Source organism: Streptomyces griseoruber, assembly GCF_001514205.1.
GTDB lineage: Bacteria > Actinomycetota > Actinomycetes > Streptomycetales > Streptomycetaceae > Streptomyces > Streptomyces griseoruber.
Window position 1 is genome coordinate 45,968 of sequence record NZ_KQ948777.1, and the last position, 18,617, is coordinate 64,584.

The following is an 18,617-nucleotide window of genomic DNA, read 5'->3' on the forward strand; positions in this document are numbered from 1 at the left end:
GCCTCCTGAAGTGCAAGTTCGGTGACAGCGGCCAGAGTTGGCCCGTCCGCCGAACGGGGCACGACGTTCCGGTGAACACGGGGCGTCGGCCGCCCGGCGGGCCGACGCCTCACCCCCTGCGAGTTCGGGAAAGCGCTTCCTCGCCCTCATCGTCCGACCGTGCCGCGGCCAGGGCCGTCGCCGGGTCCCGCGCCGCGATCCCGGCCGGCGTCCAGCGCCCACCCTCCTTGCGATACGGCCACCAGCGACCGTCCCGCCCCAGGCGCAACTGGCCCGACTCCCCGACCACCGTCCACCGGTTGCCCCGCGCCCGCAGCGGCGGCCGCTCGTCCTCCTCCCAGGCCGACTCCAGCGCCGCCCGCGCGCGTGCCAGCGCCTCGCCGTCCACGGTCCATTCCTCCTCCAGCACCGACAGGGCCGCCACACCGCCGTACCGCCAGGCCCGTACGGCCCGCGCCAACTGCTCCCGGCCCCGCCCCGATCCGGCACCGAGCCGTTCGCCCACCGCGTCGCTCCCCGTCTCGCCGGCCTCTCCCGCGGCCAGCCGCACCGCGTCCTGAGCGGCCGTCAACCGCTCCGCCGGGGGCGGCGATCCCGCTCCCTCGCGCAGGGCCTCCGCGAGGTGCAGACGGGCGGCTGCGGCCGTCCGGGCGGCCAGGATCCGCAGAGCAGCCGGCTCCACCCCGTGCGGCGACGGGACGTCCGTGTCCAGCGAGGGCGGAACGCCCGGCTCCGAAGGAACCTCGGGCAGGGCGGGCAACGCCGGCAGCACATCCCCCGCCGCATACGCCTCGGCCGCGTCCACCCCCTCCGGCCGGGCGGGTTCCGCCGTGACGGGAGCGGCCGCGCCACGGGCCTGGAGATCGTCCAGTACGGCCCGCTCGGCGCGTCCCCTGATCAGCAGCAGGACGAACGGATCCTGGTCGAGCAGCCGCGCCACCTGATAGCAGAGCGCGGCGGTGTGACCGCAGTGGTCCCAGGCCCCGCAGTCGCACGCGGCCTCCAACTCGCCGAGCCCCGGCAGCAGGGCGACACCGGCCGTCTCCGCGTCCTCCACCAGATGCGGCGGCATCTCGCGGTCGAGGAGCGCGGCCACATGCCCCGACCGCTCCGCCGCCAGATCCAGGAAACGGTCCCACTCCGTGTCCGAAAGCTCCTCGAGCGTCACATCGGCCCGATGCGCCGTGCGGTCGCGCCCCCGTACGACGGCCGTGATGCGCCCCGGCCGCACCGACACCGCTCCCACGGCACCCGCCCGCGCCAGCCTGCGCCCCGTCCGCACCTGCTCCAAGTCCAGCGCGCCGTCCTCCAGCGCGGCCAGCCACGCCCGGCCCCACCAGCTCTGCGCGAAGCCCTTCCCGCGCGCGGCGGGCAACGCCGCGAACGTACGCTCCAGATCGTCTTCGTGTGCCTTCATCGCGTGCCCCCGCGCAGCTCGACCAGTTCCGCCAGTTCGGTGTCCGTCAGCTCCGTGAACGCCGCCTCGCCGGAGCCCAGCACGGCGTCGGCCAGGCCCTGCTTGCGGCGCAGCATGTCCGCGATGCGGTCCTCGATCGTGCCCTCGGCGATCAGCCGGTGGACCTGCACCGGCCGCGTCTGCCCGATGCGGTACGCCCGGTCGGTCGCCTGCGCCTCCACGGCCGGGTTCCACCAGCGGTCGTAGTGCACGACGTGCTCCGCGCGCGTGAGGTTGAGGCCGGTCCCGGCCGCCTTCAACGACAGCAGGAACACGGGGACCTCCCCGTCCTGGAACCGCCCCACCATCGCCTCGCGCTCGGCCACGGGCGTCCCGCCGTGCAGGAACTGCGTCGGCACGCCGCGTGCCGCCAGATGCCGCTCCAGCAGCCGCGCCATGCGCACGTACTGCGTGAACACCAGGACGCCCGCCCCCTCGGAGAGGATCGTCTCCAGGAGCTCGTCCAGCAGTTCCAGCTTCCCGGAGCGCCCGGCAGGCCCCGGACGCTCCTCCTTGAGGTACTGCGCCGGATGGTTGCAGATCTGTTTGAGGCCGGTCAGGAGCTTCACGATCAGCCCGCGCCGCGCCATGTCGTCGGTGTCGGCGATCGCCGCCAGCGTCTCGCGCACCACCGCCTCGTACAGGCCCGTCTGCTCCCTGCTGAGCGCGACCGGGCGGTCGGTCTCGGTCTTGGGCGGCAGCTCCGGCGCGATCCCCGGGTCCGACTTGCGCCGGCGCAGCAGGAAGGGCGCCACGAGCCGGGACAGCCGCTCCGCCGCGGCCGGGTCCCCGCCGCCCTCCACCTCGCGCGCGTACCGCCTGCGGAACGTGCCCAGCCGGCCCAGCAGACCCGGTGTCGTCCAGTCCAGGATCGCCCACAGCTCCGACAGGTTGTTCTCCACCGGCGTGCCCGTCAGCGCCACGCGCGCGCGTGCCCCGATGGTGCGCAGCGCCCGTGCGGTCGCCGAGTACGGGTTCTTCACATGCTGCGCCTCGTCCGCCACGACCAGGCCCCACGGCACCTCGCCGAGCCGGTCCGCGTCCAGCCTCAGGGTGCCGTAGGTGGTCAGCACGAACTCCCCGTCCGCCAGGGCGTCCAGCTCGCGCCGCGGCCCGTGGAACCGGCGCACCGGCGTGCCCGGAGCGAACCGTTCGATCTCCCGCTGCCAGTTGCCCATCAGGGACGTCGGGCAGACCACCAGGGTCGGACCGGCCGCCGAGGCGTCCGTCCGGCGGTGCAGATGAAGGCTGATCAGTGTGATGGTCTTGCCCAGCCCCATGTCGTCGGCCAGACAGCAGCCGAGCCCCAGCGAGGTGTTCCGCGCCAGCCAGTCCAGGCCGCGCCGCTGGTAGTCGCGCAGCGTCGCGTCCAGCGCGGCGGGCTGCTCCACCGGCTCCTGCGCCCCGGGGTCCGTCAACCGCTCCCGCAGGCCCGCGAGCCACCCCGTGGACCGTACCTCGACCACCCGGCCGTCCACCTCCGTGGAGCCCGCGAGCGCGGCGCCCAGCGCCTCGACGGGCGTCACCTTGCCGTCCTGGTGCGCGCGGGCGCGGCGCGCTTCCTGCGGGTCGATCAGGACCCACCGGTCACGCAGCCGGACGAGGGGCCGGTTGGCCTCGGCGAGCCGGTCCAGCTCCTCGCGTGTGAGCCGCCGGTCGCCCACCGCGAACGACCAGGTGAACGACAGCAGGGCGTCCGCCGACAGGAACGAGGGGGCGTCCGGGCCGAAGCTGTCCCGCTCCGTGCCGTCCTCCGGCGGACCGACCACCGCGCGGGCGGTCAGGGCGGGCGTCAGCCCCCTCGGCCAGTGCACCTCGACCCCCGCCGCCGCCAGCGCCCGCGACCCCTCCCCGAGCAGTTCGGCGACCTCCTCCTCGAGGAGACCGACGGCGTCCGGGACGGTGGCCGACAGCAGCGGTGTGAGCGCGGGCCAGGCCCGGGCCGCGCGGCGCAGCGCGAGCAGTGCGTCCCTGCGCGCGCGTGGACCGAAGCGTCCCTTCACGGCCCCCGCTCCGCCCCAGATCTCGGCGACGTCCACGACGAGCGCGGGATCGCTGACGCTGTGCACCTGGGGCACGGCCCGGAACCGTGCCGCGGCCTCGTCGGGCACCGGCTCCGATTCCGCGTGGGCCGGCTCGGATTCCGCGTGGGCCGGCTCCGACTCGCCGGGCTCGATCCCGGACACCTCGATCCGCAGCGAGAGCCGGACGCCCGCGTCGTGGCCCGCGGCGACGTCGTCGGCCCAGGGACGCAGCTCCGGCAGCCGCCGTGGCTCAGGGGCCGCGTAGGCCGGTCCGCCGGTCACGAGCGGTGCCGCGGGCGAGCGGGGCAGCGCGTCGGCGACCGCGTCCAGGAAGGCCCGCAGCAGCCCCTCCGGATCCGGCAGCCGCAGGGGCGTGGCGGCGTCGACGGGCACGGCGTGCGCCTCGGGAGGCATGGAGGCGGCCAGCCGGCGGACGGCCTCGACGTCGTCCGGCCCGAGCGGGCCGACCCTCCAGGCGTCGTGGTCGTCCGGGGAGAGGCCGGGCAGCAGCAGCCCCCGCGCCACGAACCGCAGCGCCAGCAGCGACGCCGCGCCCCAGAACACGGCCGCCCGGTGGCCATCCTGGGCGACACGCGCGTGTGTGAGAACCGGCAGGGCCTCCCGCACCGGTATCAGGACGGCACGCACGCGTGTGAGTGCCACCCCGGCATCGGTGGGCCGGACGACCGGCAGATCCTCGACGGCCGCCGAGGCGAGGGAGGGGCGGGAGGAGAGGGCGGGGAGGCAGGGGAGACGGCCCCGGTCGGGCCGCCAGAAGGCGACGGCACCGGTGCGGGCCGGGACGGCGGGCACGAACACGGTGTGGCACCCGGCCAGTTCGGAGATCTCGGACACTGTTTCCACGGGAACCCTCTGCGCAGCGATGAGCGTACTTCTCAAGTTTGACTAGCCGAGTCGGGGTCGCCGAGGGTACAGCATTCTCAGGGCTGCCTCGGGGTGGAGCTCAGGGACGTTTCAGGGTCGGTTCCGGAACCGCGCGCGGCCCGGACCCGTTTTCATGACAGAGAGCGGCAGGGGCCGCGAAGGAGGCGACGCACATGTCGAGGAACGCGAAGATCGCCGCCGGAGGTGTGGCGGTCGGGATTCTGCTGTTGATCTGGCTGCCCTGGTGGGCGGCTCTGCTGATCGTGCTGGGGGTTCCGGCGGCGGCCTACCTCACGCTGGATCCCGCACAGCGGCGCAGGCTGCGCCGCGTCTCCCGCAAGGAGCTCGGCCGCTGAGAGAGCCACCGAGGAATCACTGAGGCCATCACTGGGCACGAGGACCGCAGTGGGCGCCCCTCCCCGAGGGACGGGCGGGGCGTGATGCCCCGAGCAGCCTCGCCGCGGTCCTCGTACCGCCTCAGAAGGGGCGTACGGCCATCTTGTCCAGCGCCTCCAGGAGCCCCGGCAGTTCCGGTCCCCGGCCGACCGGGAGCACCTCGCCGGGCCGCGCGTCCAGCAGGAGGAACGCGATGTCGTCGGTCCTGGCCACGAGCGACCAGCCCGGACCGTCGGCGCGCAGCGTGCGCGCGTCGCCCGGCGCGAACGACGACCGTACCCGACCCGGCGGCGGAGGAGTCTCCACATAGGCACGGGCCTCGGCCAGCACCCGCCGGATGTCGCCGCGCCCCGCCGACGGTGTCTGCGCCGCCTCGGTCCCGCCCGCGTCACCGGCGGTGCCGCCGTCTGCGCCCGGGCCGCCGTCCTTCCCGACAGGGTCCGCCCCGGCCTCCGCGTCCACCCGGCCGGAGTCCTCGGCGGGCCCCGCCTCGACGACCTCCGTCGTGAAGGCGGCGTCGTCTATCTGATCCCGCCACAGGTTCCACTGGACCGCGATCTCGTCAGCCCCCAGACGCCGCTGGGCCGGACCCCACGCGGACGTGTCCGGCGGGGTCAGCGCGGGGCCGTTCGCGATCTCCGGGGCGGGATCGTGCGGTGCGGGCACACCGGGCGCCGCGACGGCGACGTCCAGAGGCCAGCCCGGCAGTGCCGCGACCACCGTGCGCTCGTCGGGCGACAGCTCGTACTCCATGCCGCAGTCCCACGACGCGATGGCGACCGCCACCAGCGACACGTCGTCGATGACGACCGTCCACCGCGCGCCCTCGCCGTCCTGGCCCAGCACCAGGCCGTACCCGTCGGCCAGCGGCGCGAGACCGAGCGCCGCACAGGCCTCCGGGTAGTCGTCCCCGAGTACCGCCGGGAACTTCGCAGGCGTCAGCAGCGCCGCCGTGAGCACATAGAGCGCGTCGTCCGCGGCGGCGACGGTGTCCTCGTCCGTCCCGGCCATCCCAGCCTCCCCATCCGTTGGTCCAACGGCGCGCACCCTAGTGCGGCGGGAAGGCGCTTGTCACGACTCCCCGGCACACCCGGAGCTGCAGTTTTCCGACCTGACGGGGCGAAACGGCCACTCTTCACCGACCTGTCACACGGCCGGCAGCCCCAGCAGCGCCCGCGCCACGGTCCCGGGTGACTCGTCGCGCTCCCGCGCGAGGGCGACGACGGCACGGCAGGCGAGTTCGTTGACCCCGAAGGACAGCGCCTCCGGCGACACCCAGCCCGCCGCCTCGTCGATCCGGTCCTGGTCGTCCTCCGCGTGGGCGGAGACGTACACGGCGGCCGCCTCGAACAGGTTGTGCGGGCGTTTCGCGGTGGCGGAGCCCTTCCCGGCGGCGGGCCGCGACCCGCCGGGGCCGTCGGGCGACGGTGTGCTCCGCGCGCCGAAGAGCCTCGCACCGGCCTTGTGGATCCTGTCGAACATGGTGACGACCTTCCCCGAGACGGTGGTACGCCTTGCACTGGTCCTCTCAGCTCCCTTTACCCAACCTGGAGCGCGACTTGTCTGCCAGGGACCGCGCCTGGCCGGTGATCTGATGCACAGGAGCCGAAATCTGCCCGGGCTGCGGGGGAGGGGGCTGAACGCGCGGCGTGGCTCCTCGACGGAGCACACCGGCCGTCTTGGGCGGGGGTGCGGTGTCTCGGGCTGCACTGAGGGAGCTGCGAAGGCAGTGGCGACCGACAGCCGCTCCCCGCGGATCCGCTGTACGGACTCCTGGTGAGGGAGGCCGGGCTGACCGGCGCCGCCCTGGACTACGCGGTCGGTGGGCGGCAGCTGACCACCGTGGTCGCCAACGCCTGCATGGCCTGGTTCCGGGCCGCCAGCGTCGGCACCGCCGCGTATCCGTTCCTCACCGTCGGCGACGCCAGCCTGCTCCAGGCGCACGGCAGCAAGGAGCAGATCGACGCCTGCGCGCGGCCCATGGCGAGGGCCGCTTCTTCGGCACCATGTGCCTCTCCGAGCCGCAGGCCGGCTCCTCGCTGATGTGGATCTCCGCCGGCGACCACGAACTCAGCGAGAACATCGTCCCCCTGGTGCTCGCCAAGAATCCCCGGCGGGCGGGCGGGCGGGCGGGCGGGCGGGCGGGCGGGTCGGCGGGCCGGCGGGCGTGCAGGGCATCTCGCCGTTCGCCGTGCCGAGTTCCTCGCCCGGGTCTGGACCTGCTCGGCTGTAAGGCCGTCATGAACGGCGGCGCAGGGCTGTTGCTCCTCCTCGAGACCCTGCGACCGTGCCGGCCTGGATCCGGCTCCCGTGGACCGGGCCGCAGTTCGACCTGCTGGACGGCCTGGACCGGACCGCGGGGGACTGCCGGCCCGAGGGGGTTCTGATCGACAGGCGGGGTCAGCGGTAGGTGTTGTTGCTGGTGTGCTCGCCCTTGAGCCAGGACGCGAGGTCGGTGTGGGCGGTGCGTCGGCGGTCCGCGTCGCTCTCGTGGATGCCGGGGGCGTCGTGGGTGAATTCGAGGAGCAGGCCGTTGGGATCGCTGGTGTAGAGGGAGCGGCAGTAGCCGTGCTCCAGGACGTAGGTCTCGTCGGGCCGCCAGCCGGCCGTCCTCAGCCGCTCGGCGATCGCGTTCTGCACCTCCTCGGTGACCTTGAGTGCGATGTGCTGGAACGGCGAGTGGGGCATCTCGGGACCGAACTGCTTCTGGTCCTCGGGGTCGGCGAACTGGAAGAAGGCGAGGGCGCTGCCGTCGCCGAGGCCGTAGAAGGTGTGGCAGTACGTGCGGACCGCGCCGAAGAGTTCGTCCGACTCCTTCCAGGTCGCGATGAGAGGCAGGCCGATGAGGTCCTCGTAGAAGGCCCGGGTCGCCTCCTGGTCACGAGTGACGTAGGCGTTGTGGTGCAGCCGCGACGGCAGCGTCGCGGAAGCGACTTCAGAAGAGGAGGCGACTTCAGAAGAGGAGGCTGAGGAAGCGGAGGAAAGCTGAGTCATCGTCGACTCTCCTTTGAGTTCCCTTGACGCGAAGGTCGCTGGGGGTGAATTGGCGGACATCTGTCCGCTGTGCGGTCACTGGTCGATACCTTCTTCCCTGCGGCTCCCGGCGTCAAGCCTTCGGGAAGGTCGATCGCGCCAAGGGCGGCCCGCTGCCGGAGGAGGAGCCGGAGTGCGGACAGACGGCAGTAACCTGGACACCCATCAGTGGAGCGACCGAGGGGCACAGCAGATGCCGCGTACGGGCACCGGGCCTGATTTCATCGAAGCGCTGGCCAGAGGACTGGAGGTCATCACCGCCTTCGCCCCGCAGCGGCCGGTGATGTCGCTGTCAGAGGTGGCGGCGGCGACCGGTCTCGCCCGGCCGACGGCGCGGCGGATCCTGCTGACGCTCGAAGAACTCGGTTACGTGCGGAGCTCCGACAAGGGCTTTGCGCTGACCCCTCGTGTGCTCGACCTCGGCACGGCGTACATCGGCTCGCTGGGACTGTGGGACATTGCCCGGCCGCACATGGAGCGCCTGGTGGCCCGCACGCGTGAGTCCTGCTCGGTCGCGCAGCTCGACGGCAGCGACATCGTCTACGTCGCACGCGTTGCCGTTCCGAAGATCGTGACCCTCGCGGTGCAGATCGGCACCCGCTTCCCGGCGCTGCAGACCTCGTTGGGCAAGGTGCTGCTGGCGGCGCTGGAGCCGGAGGAACTGGAAAGGACGCTGGCGATTCCGACCCGTTCCGGGCTCGCCCCGCGGTGGCAGCCCGGCCCGGACGAGCGGAACGCGGCCCTGCGCGAGGTGCGGGCCCGCGGCTGGGCGCTGGCCGACGAGGATCTGGCGCTGGGCATCCGCTCCGTCGCCGTACCCCTGCGCGACGGGGAGGGCCGTGTGATCGCGGCTGTGAACGTCAACGTCCATGCCGCCGAGACCTCGGTGCGCACGCTGCTGGACGACCACCTGCCGCTCGTTCTGCAGGTGGCGGGTGACATCAGCGGTGACTTCGCCCGGCTGGCCGCCGTCCCGCACGCGATGGCCATCACGCGGCCCTGACCCGCCCCCGCTGCCCGTGGGGCGCCCGGGCCGGCCGTGAAGTTGCTCCGTGCCCTGTGCCGCGAGGGGTCCGCCATGCCACAATTCCGATCCAGCGGACAGATGTCCGCAGTGCGGTCGGAGGGAGGGTTTCATGGAGATGCCCGCACGATCGGCGGTATCGGGCCAGGGCGCCGGACCACTGTCGGGACTGCTGGTCGCCGACTTCTCCCGGGTGCTGGCAGGCCCGTACGCGACCATGCTGCTGGCGGACCTCGGTGCCGAGGTGGTCAAGGTCGAGTCGCCCAGCGGTGACGAGACCAGGACGTGGATGCCGCCGACCCGGGGCGAGACGTCGACGTACTACCTCGGCGTCAACCGCAACAAGCGCTCCATCGCGCTCGACCTGCGCGCCGAGGAGGACGCCGCGGCGGCCCGTGAGCTGGCGCACCGGGCGGACGTCGTGATCGAGAACTTCAAGCCGGGCACGCTCGCCAAGTACGGCCTCGACTTCTGTGCTGTCGAGGCCGCGAACCCCGGCGTGGTCTACGCCTCGATCAGCGGCTTCGGCTCCGGAGCCGGGCGTCATGTGCCCGGCTACGACCTGATGGTCCAGGCGATATCGGGCCTGATGAGTCTCACGGGAGATCCGGACGGCGAGCCCTACCGGGCCGGCATCTCCGTCTTCGACGTCATGGCCGGCAACCACGCCGCCATCGGCATCCTCGCGGCGCTGCGGCACCGTGACGCGACCGGCCGGGGTCAGCACGTCGAGGTCAATCTGCTGTCCTCGGCGCTGTCCGGCCTCGTCAACCACAGCTCCGCCTACGTGGCCGGCGGCACCGTGCCCTATCGGATGGGCAACGCCCACCCGAGCGTCTTCCCCTACGAGCCCTTTCCCACCGCGGACCGCGACCTGATCGTCGCCGCCGCCAACGACGGGCAGTTCCGGCGCCTGTGCGAGGTCCTCGGCATTCCCGGGACGGCCGACGACCCTCGATTCGCGCGCAACAAGGACCGCACCGCCCGCCGCGCGGAACTGCGGCCGCTGCTGGTGGAGCGGCTGGCCACGCGCGGCGCAGCCGAATGGTTCGACGCGCTCGTCGCGGCGGGGGTGCCGGCCGCGCCGATCAACACGATCGACGGGGGATTCGCCCTGGCGGAGCGCTTCGGACTCGACCCGGTCGTCGAGGTGGGCGAGGGCGAGCGGGCCGTGCCCATGGCACGTCACCCGATCACGTTCTCGACGACCCCGGCCCGTTACGAGCTACCGCCTCCCGAACTCGACGAGCACGGACCCGAACTGCGCAAGTGGCTCGCGACACCACGAGGCGCGCACGCGGCGCAGGGGGGCGTCCATGGCTGACGAGCCCGCTTCCTACCCCACGGCGCTGGGCGCCTCCTCCCTCACCTCGATCACGCTGCTCGGCCAGGACCTGGCCCGCGACGTCATGGGCGAGGTCGGCTTCGGTGAACTCGCCTACTGGCTCGCCACCCAGCGCCGCCCCGCCCCCGGCCAGGTACGGGTCTTCGAGGCCGTACTGGCCGCGCTCGCCGATCACGGCTTCACCCCTACCGCGATCGTCACCCGCCTCACCTATCTGTCGGCGCCGGACTCGGTGCAGGGCGCGCTCGCCGCCGGACTGCTGGGCGGTGGCTCCCGCTTCCTCGGGGTCACCGAGGACACCGGGACCTTTCTGCACGACGTACTGGAACGCCGCCACGGCCCACTGCCGGGCAACGAGGCCGAGTGGGATGCGCTCGCCCTCGAAACGGTCCGCGCGCAGCGGGCGGCCGGGCGTTTTGTACCCGGCCTGGGCCATCACGTCCACAAGGACGGCGACCCGCGCACCCCCCGGCTCCTGGAGATCGCCGCAGAGGAGAAACAGTTCGGCCCCCACCTGTCCCTCTTCGCCGCGATCGGCCGGACGCACCCTCAGGTCCTGGGCAGGACCCTGCCGCTGAACGGCGCCGGGGTGTGCGGAGCCGCACTGGCCGACCTCGACCTGCCCATCCCGCTGTTGCGCGGCTTCGCGCTGCTGGCCCGCACAGCAGGACTGATCGGCCAACTCGCCGAAGAGATGCGACATCCGGTCGCGAACGACATCTTCCTCTCCGTCGACCTGAACAACCAGCCCGTCGCACCCGACCCGCACCCCCGAAGCCTGCCGTGAGCCGGTCACCGGAGCGCGAGCCCTTCGTCCTGCTCGTCCACGGCGCCCACCACGGCTCCTGGTGCTGGCAAGAAGTAACAGAGCGGCTGCACATGGCAGGCCTGCGCAGCCATGCCATCGAACTCCCGCTCACGTCCTTCACCGACGACACCGAGGCGGTACGCGACGCCGTCCGGTACAGGGCACCGCACGGCCCCGTGCTGCTCGTCGCCCACAGCTACGCCGGTCTGCCGGTCTCGGCCGGCGGTCACGCGGCGGCACGCCTGGCCTACATCGCCGCGCGGATGCCGCTCCCCGGCGAGTCACCCGCCCAGTTGACGCGTCGATGGAACGACCCAGCCTTCCACCAGGCGCTGCGGACGGCTTCCGACGGCACGGTCACCCTGCTGCCGCGTGCCCGCGAGGCGCTCTACTCCGCCACGCCCGCACAGCACGCCGAACGCGCGGCGGTTCTCTGGCGGCCCATGCGCAGCCGGGTGCCTGACACCCCCCTCGACGACCCGGCGTGGCTGACCGTCCCCAGCGCCTACGTCGTGTGCACCGGCGACCGGGCGGTCCGGCCGGACGCACAGCGCGCCTGCGCCGCGCGCGCCACCGCACGCCTCGAACTCGACTGCGACCACTCGCCGTTCTACTCGGCACCCGACCTTCTGGCCCAGTTCTTGGTAGCACAGGCGGGTTTCTGCCAAGGCGGAGACCGTCCCTGCGCCCCTCCTGACGGAGAGCCGGTCGGAACGGATCCGGCGCAGTGAGATCAGGCAGTTCTCCGGTGGTTCTCCCCCGTCTGGAGTTAGAGTCACGGCGGCGGAAAGGGAACCCGGTGAAGCGATTCGAGCGGCTCGGACAGATTCGGCGCATGGACCCGTACCGGGACGCCTACGAGATCTACCGGCTCACCGCCGCGTACGAGTTCCCCTGGGACTTCACCCGGGCCCTCGAACTCGCCCTCTACCGCACCTACGCGGTGCCCAGCATCGGCCGGCTGCTGGCCGAGACGGCGGAGCTCACCGACCGCTCCCAGAAGCGCTACGACGACACGTCCCTGCTCCTCGACGCCGTCGTCGAGCACGGCTTCGACAGCGAGCGGGGCCGGACGGCCGTGCGCCGCATCAACCAGATGCACCGCAGTTACGACATCGGCAACGACGACCTGCGGTACGTGCTCTGCACCTTCGTCGTCATGCCGAAACGGTGGACCGACGCCTACGGATGGCGGCGGATGTCCCGCCACGAGATCGTGGCCTCCACCGTCCACTACGGCACACTCGGCCGCCTCATGGGCATCCGGGGCATCCCCGAGACCTACGAGGAGTTCGAGGACTGTCTCGACGCCTACGAGAAAGCCCACTTCGCCTGGGACGAGCAGGCGCGCCGGGTCTCGGACGCCACGCTCGACCTGATGGCCTCCTGGTATCCGCGGCCGCTCGCCCCCGTCCTGCGCACCGCCACCCTCGCCCTGCTCGACGAGCCGCTCCTGTCGGCCTTCCGCTACAGCCCACCGGGCCCGACCGTCCGCACACTGGTGCGCGGGGCCGTACGCGCGCGTGGACGCGCGGTGCGACTGCTCCCGCCCCGCCGCGGACCCCACTACGCGCGGCAGAACCGGGAGATCAAGGGCTATCCGAACGGCTACCGCCTGGACGATCTGGGCACCCGCCCGGTACCCGGCCTGCGCGGCTGCCCGGTACGGCATTCCGGAGGCGAATCAGCCGCCCAGTGAGTCCAGGGTCTCGCGCAGCCAGGTGATCTCGGCCCGGGACGTGGCCCGTGCGACGGTCAGCACACCGCGCCGGAACGGGTCGTCGAGTTCCTCGGCGCGCAGGGGCCGGTCACCGTCGTAGAAGAAGCTCGTCGGCTCCTGGAGGAAGTCCAGGCGGCGACGGAGCACGGTGGCCTGCCCCACGGGGGCGTCCAGGTGCCGCAGGAACGTGAGGACCGTGAACCAGCGGTTCGCGTCGGTGATGTCGCGCTCGCCGGGCTCGGCCAGTCGCCTGCGCAGTTCGCTGCGGCCCTCGTCGGTGAGGCTCAGGACGTGCCGAGGGGCGGCCACGGCCCCCGGCTCGGTGGCGCGCGTCAGGAAGCCCGACCTCTCCAGGCGCTTGATCGCCGGGTACAGCGTGCTCTCCGCCACCGGGCGCACGTGTCCCGTCAGCGCCGTGAGGCGTTTGCGCAGCTCGTAGCCGTGCAGCGGGGTGTCGTACAGGAAGCCGAGGATGGCGAGCTCCAGCATGCTCGCATCCTATGGCTCGTTGACGTAATACATCGGTACCGATGTATTGTCTCCTCGGACGTGACAGCCGGGTGCGCCGAGGGGGACGAGATGCGGCAGGCCGTGTTCGACGCCAGGGGAAGCCGGGTCCGGTGGACGGAGACGGCGGGGGCCGAACCCGCGCGCGTGTACGTGCACGGACTGGGGTCGGTCTCGGCGGTCTACCACGCGCACGTGGCGGCCCGGCCCGAACTCGCCGGTCGGCGCAGCCTGTTCGTCGATCTTCCCGGGCACGGCATCAGCGACCGGCCCGAGGACTTCGGGTACACGCTCGCAGACCACGCCGACGCCCTGGCGGCCGCACTGGACGCGGCACGGCTGAGCGGTGCGGAAATCGTCGCCCACAGCATGGGCGGCTCGGTGGCCATCGTCCTGGCGCACCGCCGGCCCGACCTGGTCGCACGGCTCGTCCTGACGGAGGCCAACCTGGACGCCTTCCCGCCGCTCACCGCGGGCAGCGCCGCCATCGCCTCCTTCACCGAGGAGGAGTTCCTCGACCACGGCTACGCGCGCGTGCTCAACCGGGTGGATCCCCTGTGGGCCGCGACGATGCGCCTCGCCGATCCGCGCGCCCTGTACCGCAGCGCCGTCGCGCTCCGGCGCGGCTCCGAGCCGGTCATGCGCGAGATCCTGGCCGGGCTCCACACCGTCGACCGCGTCTACCTCCAGGGCGAACGCAGCGGTGTGCTCGACGGGGCGGACGCCCTGGAGAAGGCGGGCGTCCGCGTCGTGACGGTGCCGGGTGCCGGGCACAACGTCATGTTCGACGACGCGGACGCGTTCGTCAGGGCGGTCGCCGCGCCCGCGTGAGCCGTCAGCCCTCCCGGACGGCCAGGGCCAGGAAACGGGTGTCCTCGTCGACGTACGAGGTCATGCGCCAGCCGGAACCGGCCAGCAGGGGACGCAGGTTCGGCTCCGCGCGCAGGTCCTCCGGTGTGATCTGCCGCCCCTGGCGGGCGGCGAGGGCGGCCCGTCCGATCGGATGGAACAGCGCCAGGGCGCCGCCGGGACGCACCACCCGGGCCAGCTCGCGCAGGTTCTCCGCCGGCTGGGGGAGATGGGCGACGAGCCCCGCCGCGAACACCGCGTCGAGCGACTCGTCCCGCAGCGGGAGCGCGGCGACGTCGGCGAGCAGCAGCCGCCCCGCGCGGTCGCGTCCGGCCCGTACGGCGGCCTGGAGCATGGCCGGGGTCAGATCCGCCCCGACGACCACTCCCGAGGGCCCCACGGCCGCGCGCAGCGGCGTCAGGGCCCGCCCGGTGCCGCAGCCCGCGTCCAGCACGCGGCTCCCCTCCCGCAGTCCGAGCTCGGCGACGGCTGCCGCGTAGACGGGACCGTCGTCGGGGAAGCGGGTGTCCCAGTCCGCCGCCCGCGCGGTGAAGAACTCCTGGACATGTGTGTGGTCGTCGCTCATGGTCCGCATGATCCCTCACCGTCATGGAGGACATCGCTGTGCACACGTTCGAGCATGCGGCGATCGGTCCGGCGCACTTACGCGTCATATTCCGACACCTTTCGAAATGCGCCCCCTTCGTGCACCCGTGCCCCCACTAGCGTCCCCTGGCCATGGGACACCTGGACCACGCCGCCTTCGGCTGGCTGACCCCCGTACTGTCGTACGTGATGGCCTGCATAGGCGCCGCCCTCGGGCTGCGCTGCACCGTGCGCGCCCTCGGTGCCACCGGGCGCTCACGCCGCAACTGGCTGATCACCGCCGCCTCCGCGATCGGCACCGGCATCTGGACCATGCACTTCGTGGCCATGCTCGGCTTCGCCGTCAGCGGCACCGACATCCGCTACGACGTTCCGCTGACCGTGCTCAGCCTCCTCGTCGCCATGGTCGTCGTCTGCGCCGGTGTCTTCGCCGTCGGCTACGGCCGTGACCGCACGCGCGCGCTGCTGATCGGCGGGCTCACCACCGGTGTCGGCGTGGCGAGCATGCACTACCTGGGCATGGCCGCGGTCCGACTGCACGGCGACGTCTCCTACGATCCGACGCGCGTCGCGGTCTCCGTCCTGATCGCCGTCGTCGCCGCGACCGCGGCCCTGTGGGCGGCGCTCAACATCAAGTCGCCGATCGCGGTCACCGTCGCCTCGCTGGTGATGGGCGCGGCGGTCAGCAGCATGCACTACACCGGCATGTTCGCGGTGAGGGTGCACGTCACACCGTCCGGTGCGGTGCTGCCCGGGGCCACGGCGATGCAGTTCATCTTCCCCCTCGCCGTCGGCCTCGGGTCCTATCTCTTCCTGACCTCGGCCTTCGTCGCGCTGTCGCCCACCACGGGGGAGCGCGAGGCATCCGCCTCTGCCCAGCAGCCGGTGGAGAGCGGTGCCGTACACGGGCCGGCCCGGACCGTGTGACCGTTCCGGACCGCACGCCCCGAGCCGTTCCGGACGGCACGCCCCCCGAACTTCTTCCGAGCGAGGAGGCCATGCGTACACCCCGTAGGACCCCCACCGCCGGCGCCGAGGCGCCGCCCCCGGTGCGCGGGCGGCGCGCCCACGCCGGGCCGCCCGCCGACGAGGGCCCGGACGAACAGCCGGGCACGCCGGCCGGCGCGGCGCCCCCGCGCGCGGGACGTCGGCACCTGCGGCCGCGCACCGTACGGGCCAAGATCGTCTGCCTGCTGATGGTGCCGGTCGTCTCCCTGCTGGCCCTGTGGGCGTACGCCACCGTCAGCACCGCCCAGGACATCTCCCGGCTGCGCCAGTTGCAGCGGGTGGACTCCCAGGTCCGTACGCCCGTCGCGGCGGCGGTGGCCGCCCTGCAGAACGAGCGGGCGGCCGCCGTCCGGTACGCGACCGAACCCGCCGCCGGGCGGGACGACGACCTCAGGAGGCTCGCGGAGCGCACGGACGCGGCCGTGGCCCGGCTCCGCCTGGGCGACCACAGCACCGTGGCCGACGGCCAGGACCTGCCGGCCGGAGTCGCCCAGCGGCTCGAGACCTTCGTCTCCGGAGCCGAGGGCCTGAGCGCGCTGCGGACCGCCGTGCTCGACGGCGGTGCCGACTGGCGGGAGGCCTACGACCGGTACACCACCACCCTTTCGGCGGCCTTCCAGGTCGACGGGGCGCTCTCCGGCATCCAGGACGCCGAACTCGGCTCCGACGCGCGCGTGCTGCTCGAGTTCTCCCGCGCGGGCGAGGCGCTGGCCCAGGAGGACGCCGTCCTCGCGAGCGCCCGCCTGGCAGGCCGCCTGGACGGCGAGCGACTGCGGCTGTTCACCGGCGCCGTCGCCACCCGTCGTACCTTGGCCGCGTCGGCCGTCGCCGACCTGCGCGGACCTGAACGCACCGCCTGGCAGCGCCTCGCCGCGGGCAGCGCCTATGCGGCCCTGGCCGCCACCGAGGACCACGTGCTCGCGGGCGGATCGGGCGCGAAAGCGCTTTCGGCCGCTCCGGGGGCCACCTGGGACAAGGCCCACGCGCGGGTGCGGGACGACCTGCGCGGAATCGAGTCGGCCGCCGGACGCGACGTCGCGGACCGCGCCGACCCGTTCACCCGCGGAGCACTCACCCCCGCGGGCGCCGCGGTCCTCTTCGGGCTCGCCGCCGTCGTCGCGTCGCTCGTGATCTCCGTACGCATCGGACGCGGACTCGTCGTGGAACTCGTCAGCCTGCGCAACAGCGCCCTGGAGATCGCCCGGCGCAAACTCCCCGAGGCCATGCGCAGACTCCGCGCCGGGGACGAGATCGACATCCGCGCCGAGGCGCCGCCCGGGCCGGCCGCCGAGGACGAGACCGGCCAGGTCGCCGAGGCCCTGACCACGGTGCACCGGGCCGCGCTGCGGGCGGCGGTGGAGCGCGCCGAACTCGCCAGCGGCATCTCCGGGGTGTTCGTCAACCTCGCCCGCCGCAGCCAGGTCCTCGTCCACCGCCAGCTGAGCCTCCTCGACAGCATGGAGCGCCGCTCCGACGACCCCGACGAGCTGAGCGACCTCTTCCGGCTCGACCACCTCACCACCCGCATGCGGCGCCACGCCGAGAGCCTGATCATCCTCTCCGGAGCGGCCCCCGGCCGGGCCTGGCGCCTGCCGGTCTCCCTGACCAACGTGGTCCGCGCCGCGGTCTCCGAGGTCGAGGACTACGCGCGCGTGGAGGTACGGCAGCTTCCCGAGACCTCCGTCGTCGGCGCCGCCGTCGCGGACCTCACCCATCTGCTCGCCGAACTCGTCGAGAACGCCGCCCAGTTCTCACCGCCGCACACGCGCGTGCGCGTCACGGGCGAGCCCGTCGGCAACGGCTACGCCGTCGAGGTGGAGGACCGCGGGCTCGGCATGGGCAAGGAGACCCTCGCGGAGGCCAACCGGCGCATCGCGCAGTCCGAGGCGCTCGACCTGTTCGACAGCGACCGCCTCGGTCTGTTCGTCGTCAGCAGGCTCTCCGCGCGCCACGGCGTCAAGGTGCATCTGCGGACCTCGCCCTACGGCGGCACCACCGCGGTCGTCCTCCTGCCGACGGCGCTGCTGCACGGCGGGAAGCCGGAACGTTCCGCCCTGGAGGCGGTGGAGGCCGAGCAGTCCACGGCCCGCGCGTACGCGCGCGTGCCCGCCCCCGACCGGCCGACGCCCGCACCGGAAGCCGTCCCCGCGCCCGCCGACCGGCCGGCCCTGGCCGCCCCGGTCCGCGCCGCCGCCGAACCGGCCGCCGCCGACCCCCCGCCCCCCGGAGTCACCGCCTTGCGTCTGCATCGCCCCCCGGACGACGCCGACGGATCGGACGACCTCCCGCGCCGGGTCCGGCAGGCGCACCTCGCCCCCCAACTGCGCAGGTCGCTCCCCGAGGAACCGCCTCGGGAGACCCGCCCGCGCGACGACGGGCGCACCCCCGAACTCGTAAGGGACCGGATGGCCGCCTACCGGGCCGGCTGGGCACGCGGCGGCGGCAGGCAACCCGGCCGGGGCGCCGCCCCGCATCCCGCACGGGGCAGCGACAGCAGCGAAGGAGACCCCGCATGATCCAGGACCCGAGCACGAGGCCGGCCCAGCGGTCCGGCGAACTCGACTGGCTGCTGGACGACTTGGTGATGCGCGTCAGCGAGGTACGGCACGCCGTGGTGCTGTCCAACGACGGCCTCGCCGTCGGCGCCTCCACCGACCTCCGCCGCGAGGACGCCGAACACCTCGCGGCCGTCGCCTCCGGCTTCCACAGCCTCGCCAAAGGCGCCGGCCGCCACTTCGGCGCCGGTGGCGTCCGGCAGACCATGGTGGAGATGGACGACGGCTTCCTGTTCGTGGCCGCCGCGGGAGACGGCTCCTGCCTCGCGCTTCTCACCGCCGTCACCGCCGACATCGGCCTGGTCGCCTACGAGATGGCGCGGCTGGTCAAACGGGTCGGCGAACACCTCTTCACCGGCCCGCGCCTCGGCGCACGGCCGCCCGCCGCCGGATGAGACGAG

Annotated in this window: 18 protein-coding genes; 11 read left to right on the forward strand and 7 right to left on the reverse strand. The window is 73.3% G+C overall.

Annotated elements, in window-relative coordinates; genetic code table 11:
• Positions 1–109 precede the first annotated feature (109 nt).
• Positions 110–1,417, reverse strand: coding sequence for a hypothetical protein (locus tag AQJ64_RS32015; RefSeq protein ID WP_055637616.1), 1,308 nt, complete (start codon positions 1,415–1,417; stop codon positions 110–112).
• Positions 1,414–4,335: a DEAD/DEAH box helicase gene (locus tag AQJ64_RS32020; protein WP_244902701.1), complete on the reverse strand. Its 2,922-nt coding sequence runs from the start codon at positions 4,333–4,335 to the stop codon at positions 1,414–1,416. The genes AQJ64_RS32015 and AQJ64_RS32020 overlap by 4 nt, the downstream gene beginning before the upstream one ends.
• A 203-nt stretch (positions 4,336–4,538) precedes the next feature.
• Between AQJ64_RS32020 and AQJ64_RS32025 the strand changes: the two genes are divergently transcribed.
• Positions 4,539–4,721, forward strand: a complete 183-nt coding sequence (locus AQJ64_RS32025; RefSeq protein ID WP_059203216.1) for a hypothetical protein — start codon at positions 4,539–4,541, stop codon at positions 4,719–4,721.
• A gap of 121 nt (positions 4,722–4,842) precedes the next feature.
• On the opposite strand, the gene AQJ64_RS32030 is transcribed toward AQJ64_RS32025, so the two are convergent.
• Both AQJ64_RS32030 and AQJ64_RS32035 read right to left on the reverse strand, forming a co-directional pair.
• A complete protein-coding gene (locus AQJ64_RS32030; RefSeq protein WP_055638545.1) occupies positions 4,843–5,772 on the reverse strand; it encodes a hypothetical protein in 930 nt (309 codons plus the stop codon).
• 135 nt (positions 5,773–5,907) lie between these two features.
• Complete coding sequence (locus AQJ64_RS32035; protein WP_055638544.1) at positions 5,908–6,243, reverse strand: hypothetical protein; 336 nt, start codon at positions 6,241–6,243, stop codon at positions 5,908–5,910.
• A 294-nt stretch (positions 6,244–6,537) separates the two neighbouring features.
• Between AQJ64_RS32035 and AQJ64_RS51255 the strand changes: the two genes are divergently transcribed.
• The gene (locus tag AQJ64_RS51255) at positions 6,538–6,804 is read left to right on the forward strand and encodes a hypothetical protein (RefSeq protein WP_055638543.1); all 267 of its coding nucleotides are present in this window, start codon (positions 6,538–6,540) and stop codon (positions 6,802–6,804) included.
• Positions 6,805–7,161: 357 nt separating this feature from the next.
• Here the strand turns inward: AQJ64_RS51255 and AQJ64_RS32045 are convergent, their stop codons facing one another.
• A complete protein-coding gene (locus AQJ64_RS32045) occupies positions 7,162–7,755 on the reverse strand; it encodes a VOC family protein (RefSeq protein WP_079062074.1) in 594 nt (197 codons plus the stop codon).
• A 232-nt stretch (positions 7,756–7,987) separates the two neighbouring features.
• Here AQJ64_RS32045 and AQJ64_RS32050 point away from each other — a divergent pair, with 232 nt between their 5' ends.
• The 5 genes from AQJ64_RS32050 (at position 7,988) to AQJ64_RS32070 (ending at position 12,670) form a co-directional block, all read left to right on the forward strand.
• A complete protein-coding gene (locus tag AQJ64_RS32050) occupies positions 7,988–8,797 on the forward strand; it encodes an IclR family transcriptional regulator domain-containing protein (RefSeq protein ID WP_055633640.1) in 810 nt (269 codons plus the stop codon).
• 133 nt (positions 8,798–8,930) lie between these two features.
• On the forward strand, positions 8,931–10,142 hold the full coding sequence (locus tag AQJ64_RS32055) for a CaiB/BaiF CoA transferase family protein (protein WP_055633639.1): 1,212 nt from the start codon (positions 8,931–8,933) through the stop codon (positions 10,140–10,142).
• On the forward strand, positions 10,135–10,950 hold the full coding sequence (locus tag AQJ64_RS32060; RefSeq protein WP_055633638.1) for a citryl-CoA lyase: 816 nt from the start codon (positions 10,135–10,137) through the stop codon (positions 10,948–10,950). The genes AQJ64_RS32055 and AQJ64_RS32060 overlap by 8 nt, the downstream gene beginning before the upstream one ends.
• Entirely contained in the window at positions 10,947–11,702 is a 756-nt protein-coding gene (locus AQJ64_RS32065; RefSeq protein ID WP_079062075.1) for an alpha/beta fold hydrolase, read from the forward strand. The genes AQJ64_RS32060 and AQJ64_RS32065 overlap by 4 nt, the downstream gene beginning before the upstream one ends.
• 68 nt (positions 11,703–11,770) lie before the next feature.
• Positions 11,771–12,670, forward strand: a complete 900-nt coding sequence (locus tag AQJ64_RS32070; protein WP_055633637.1) for an oxygenase MpaB family protein — start codon at positions 11,771–11,773, stop codon at positions 12,668–12,670.
• On the opposite strand, the gene AQJ64_RS32075 is transcribed toward AQJ64_RS32070, so the two are convergent.
• Positions 12,656–13,180: a PadR family transcriptional regulator gene (locus tag AQJ64_RS32075; protein WP_055633636.1), complete on the reverse strand. Its 525-nt coding sequence runs from the start codon at positions 13,178–13,180 to the stop codon at positions 12,656–12,658. The two genes, AQJ64_RS32070 and AQJ64_RS32075, sit on opposite strands and share 15 nt — an antisense overlap.
• A gap of 90 nt (positions 13,181–13,270) precedes the next feature.
• Between AQJ64_RS32075 and AQJ64_RS32080 the strand changes: the two genes are divergently transcribed.
• Positions 13,271–14,029 (forward strand): alpha/beta fold hydrolase, encoded by a 759-nt coding sequence (locus tag AQJ64_RS32080; RefSeq protein WP_055633635.1) that lies wholly within the window; start codon positions 13,271–13,273, stop codon positions 14,027–14,029.
• 4 nt (positions 14,030–14,033) lie between these two features.
• On the opposite strand, the gene AQJ64_RS32085 is transcribed toward AQJ64_RS32080, so the two are convergent.
• Entirely contained in the window at positions 14,034–14,633 is a 600-nt protein-coding gene (locus tag AQJ64_RS32085; RefSeq protein WP_055633641.1) for a class I SAM-dependent methyltransferase, read from the reverse strand.
• A gap of 152 nt (positions 14,634–14,785) precedes the next feature.
• On the opposite strand from AQJ64_RS32085, the gene AQJ64_RS32090 reads away from it, so the two are divergent.
• From AQJ64_RS32090 to AQJ64_RS32100, 3 genes are all read left to right on the forward strand, one after another.
• Positions 14,786–15,580 carry an MHYT domain-containing protein gene (locus tag AQJ64_RS32090; RefSeq protein WP_055633634.1) on the forward strand — a complete coding sequence of 265 codons (795 nt, stop codon included), beginning with the start codon at positions 14,786–14,788 and terminating at the stop codon, positions 15,578–15,580.
• A gap of 71 nt (positions 15,581–15,651) precedes the next feature.
• The gene (locus AQJ64_RS32095) at positions 15,652–18,177 is read left to right on the forward strand and encodes a nitrate- and nitrite sensing domain-containing protein (protein WP_059203217.1); all 2,526 of its coding nucleotides are present in this window, start codon (positions 15,652–15,654) and stop codon (positions 18,175–18,177) included.
• Entirely contained in the window at positions 18,174–18,611 is a 438-nt protein-coding gene (locus AQJ64_RS32100; protein ID WP_055635065.1) for a roadblock/LC7 domain-containing protein, read from the forward strand. The genes AQJ64_RS32095 and AQJ64_RS32100 overlap by 4 nt, the downstream gene beginning before the upstream one ends.
• Positions 18,612–18,617: the final 6 nt, after the last annotated feature.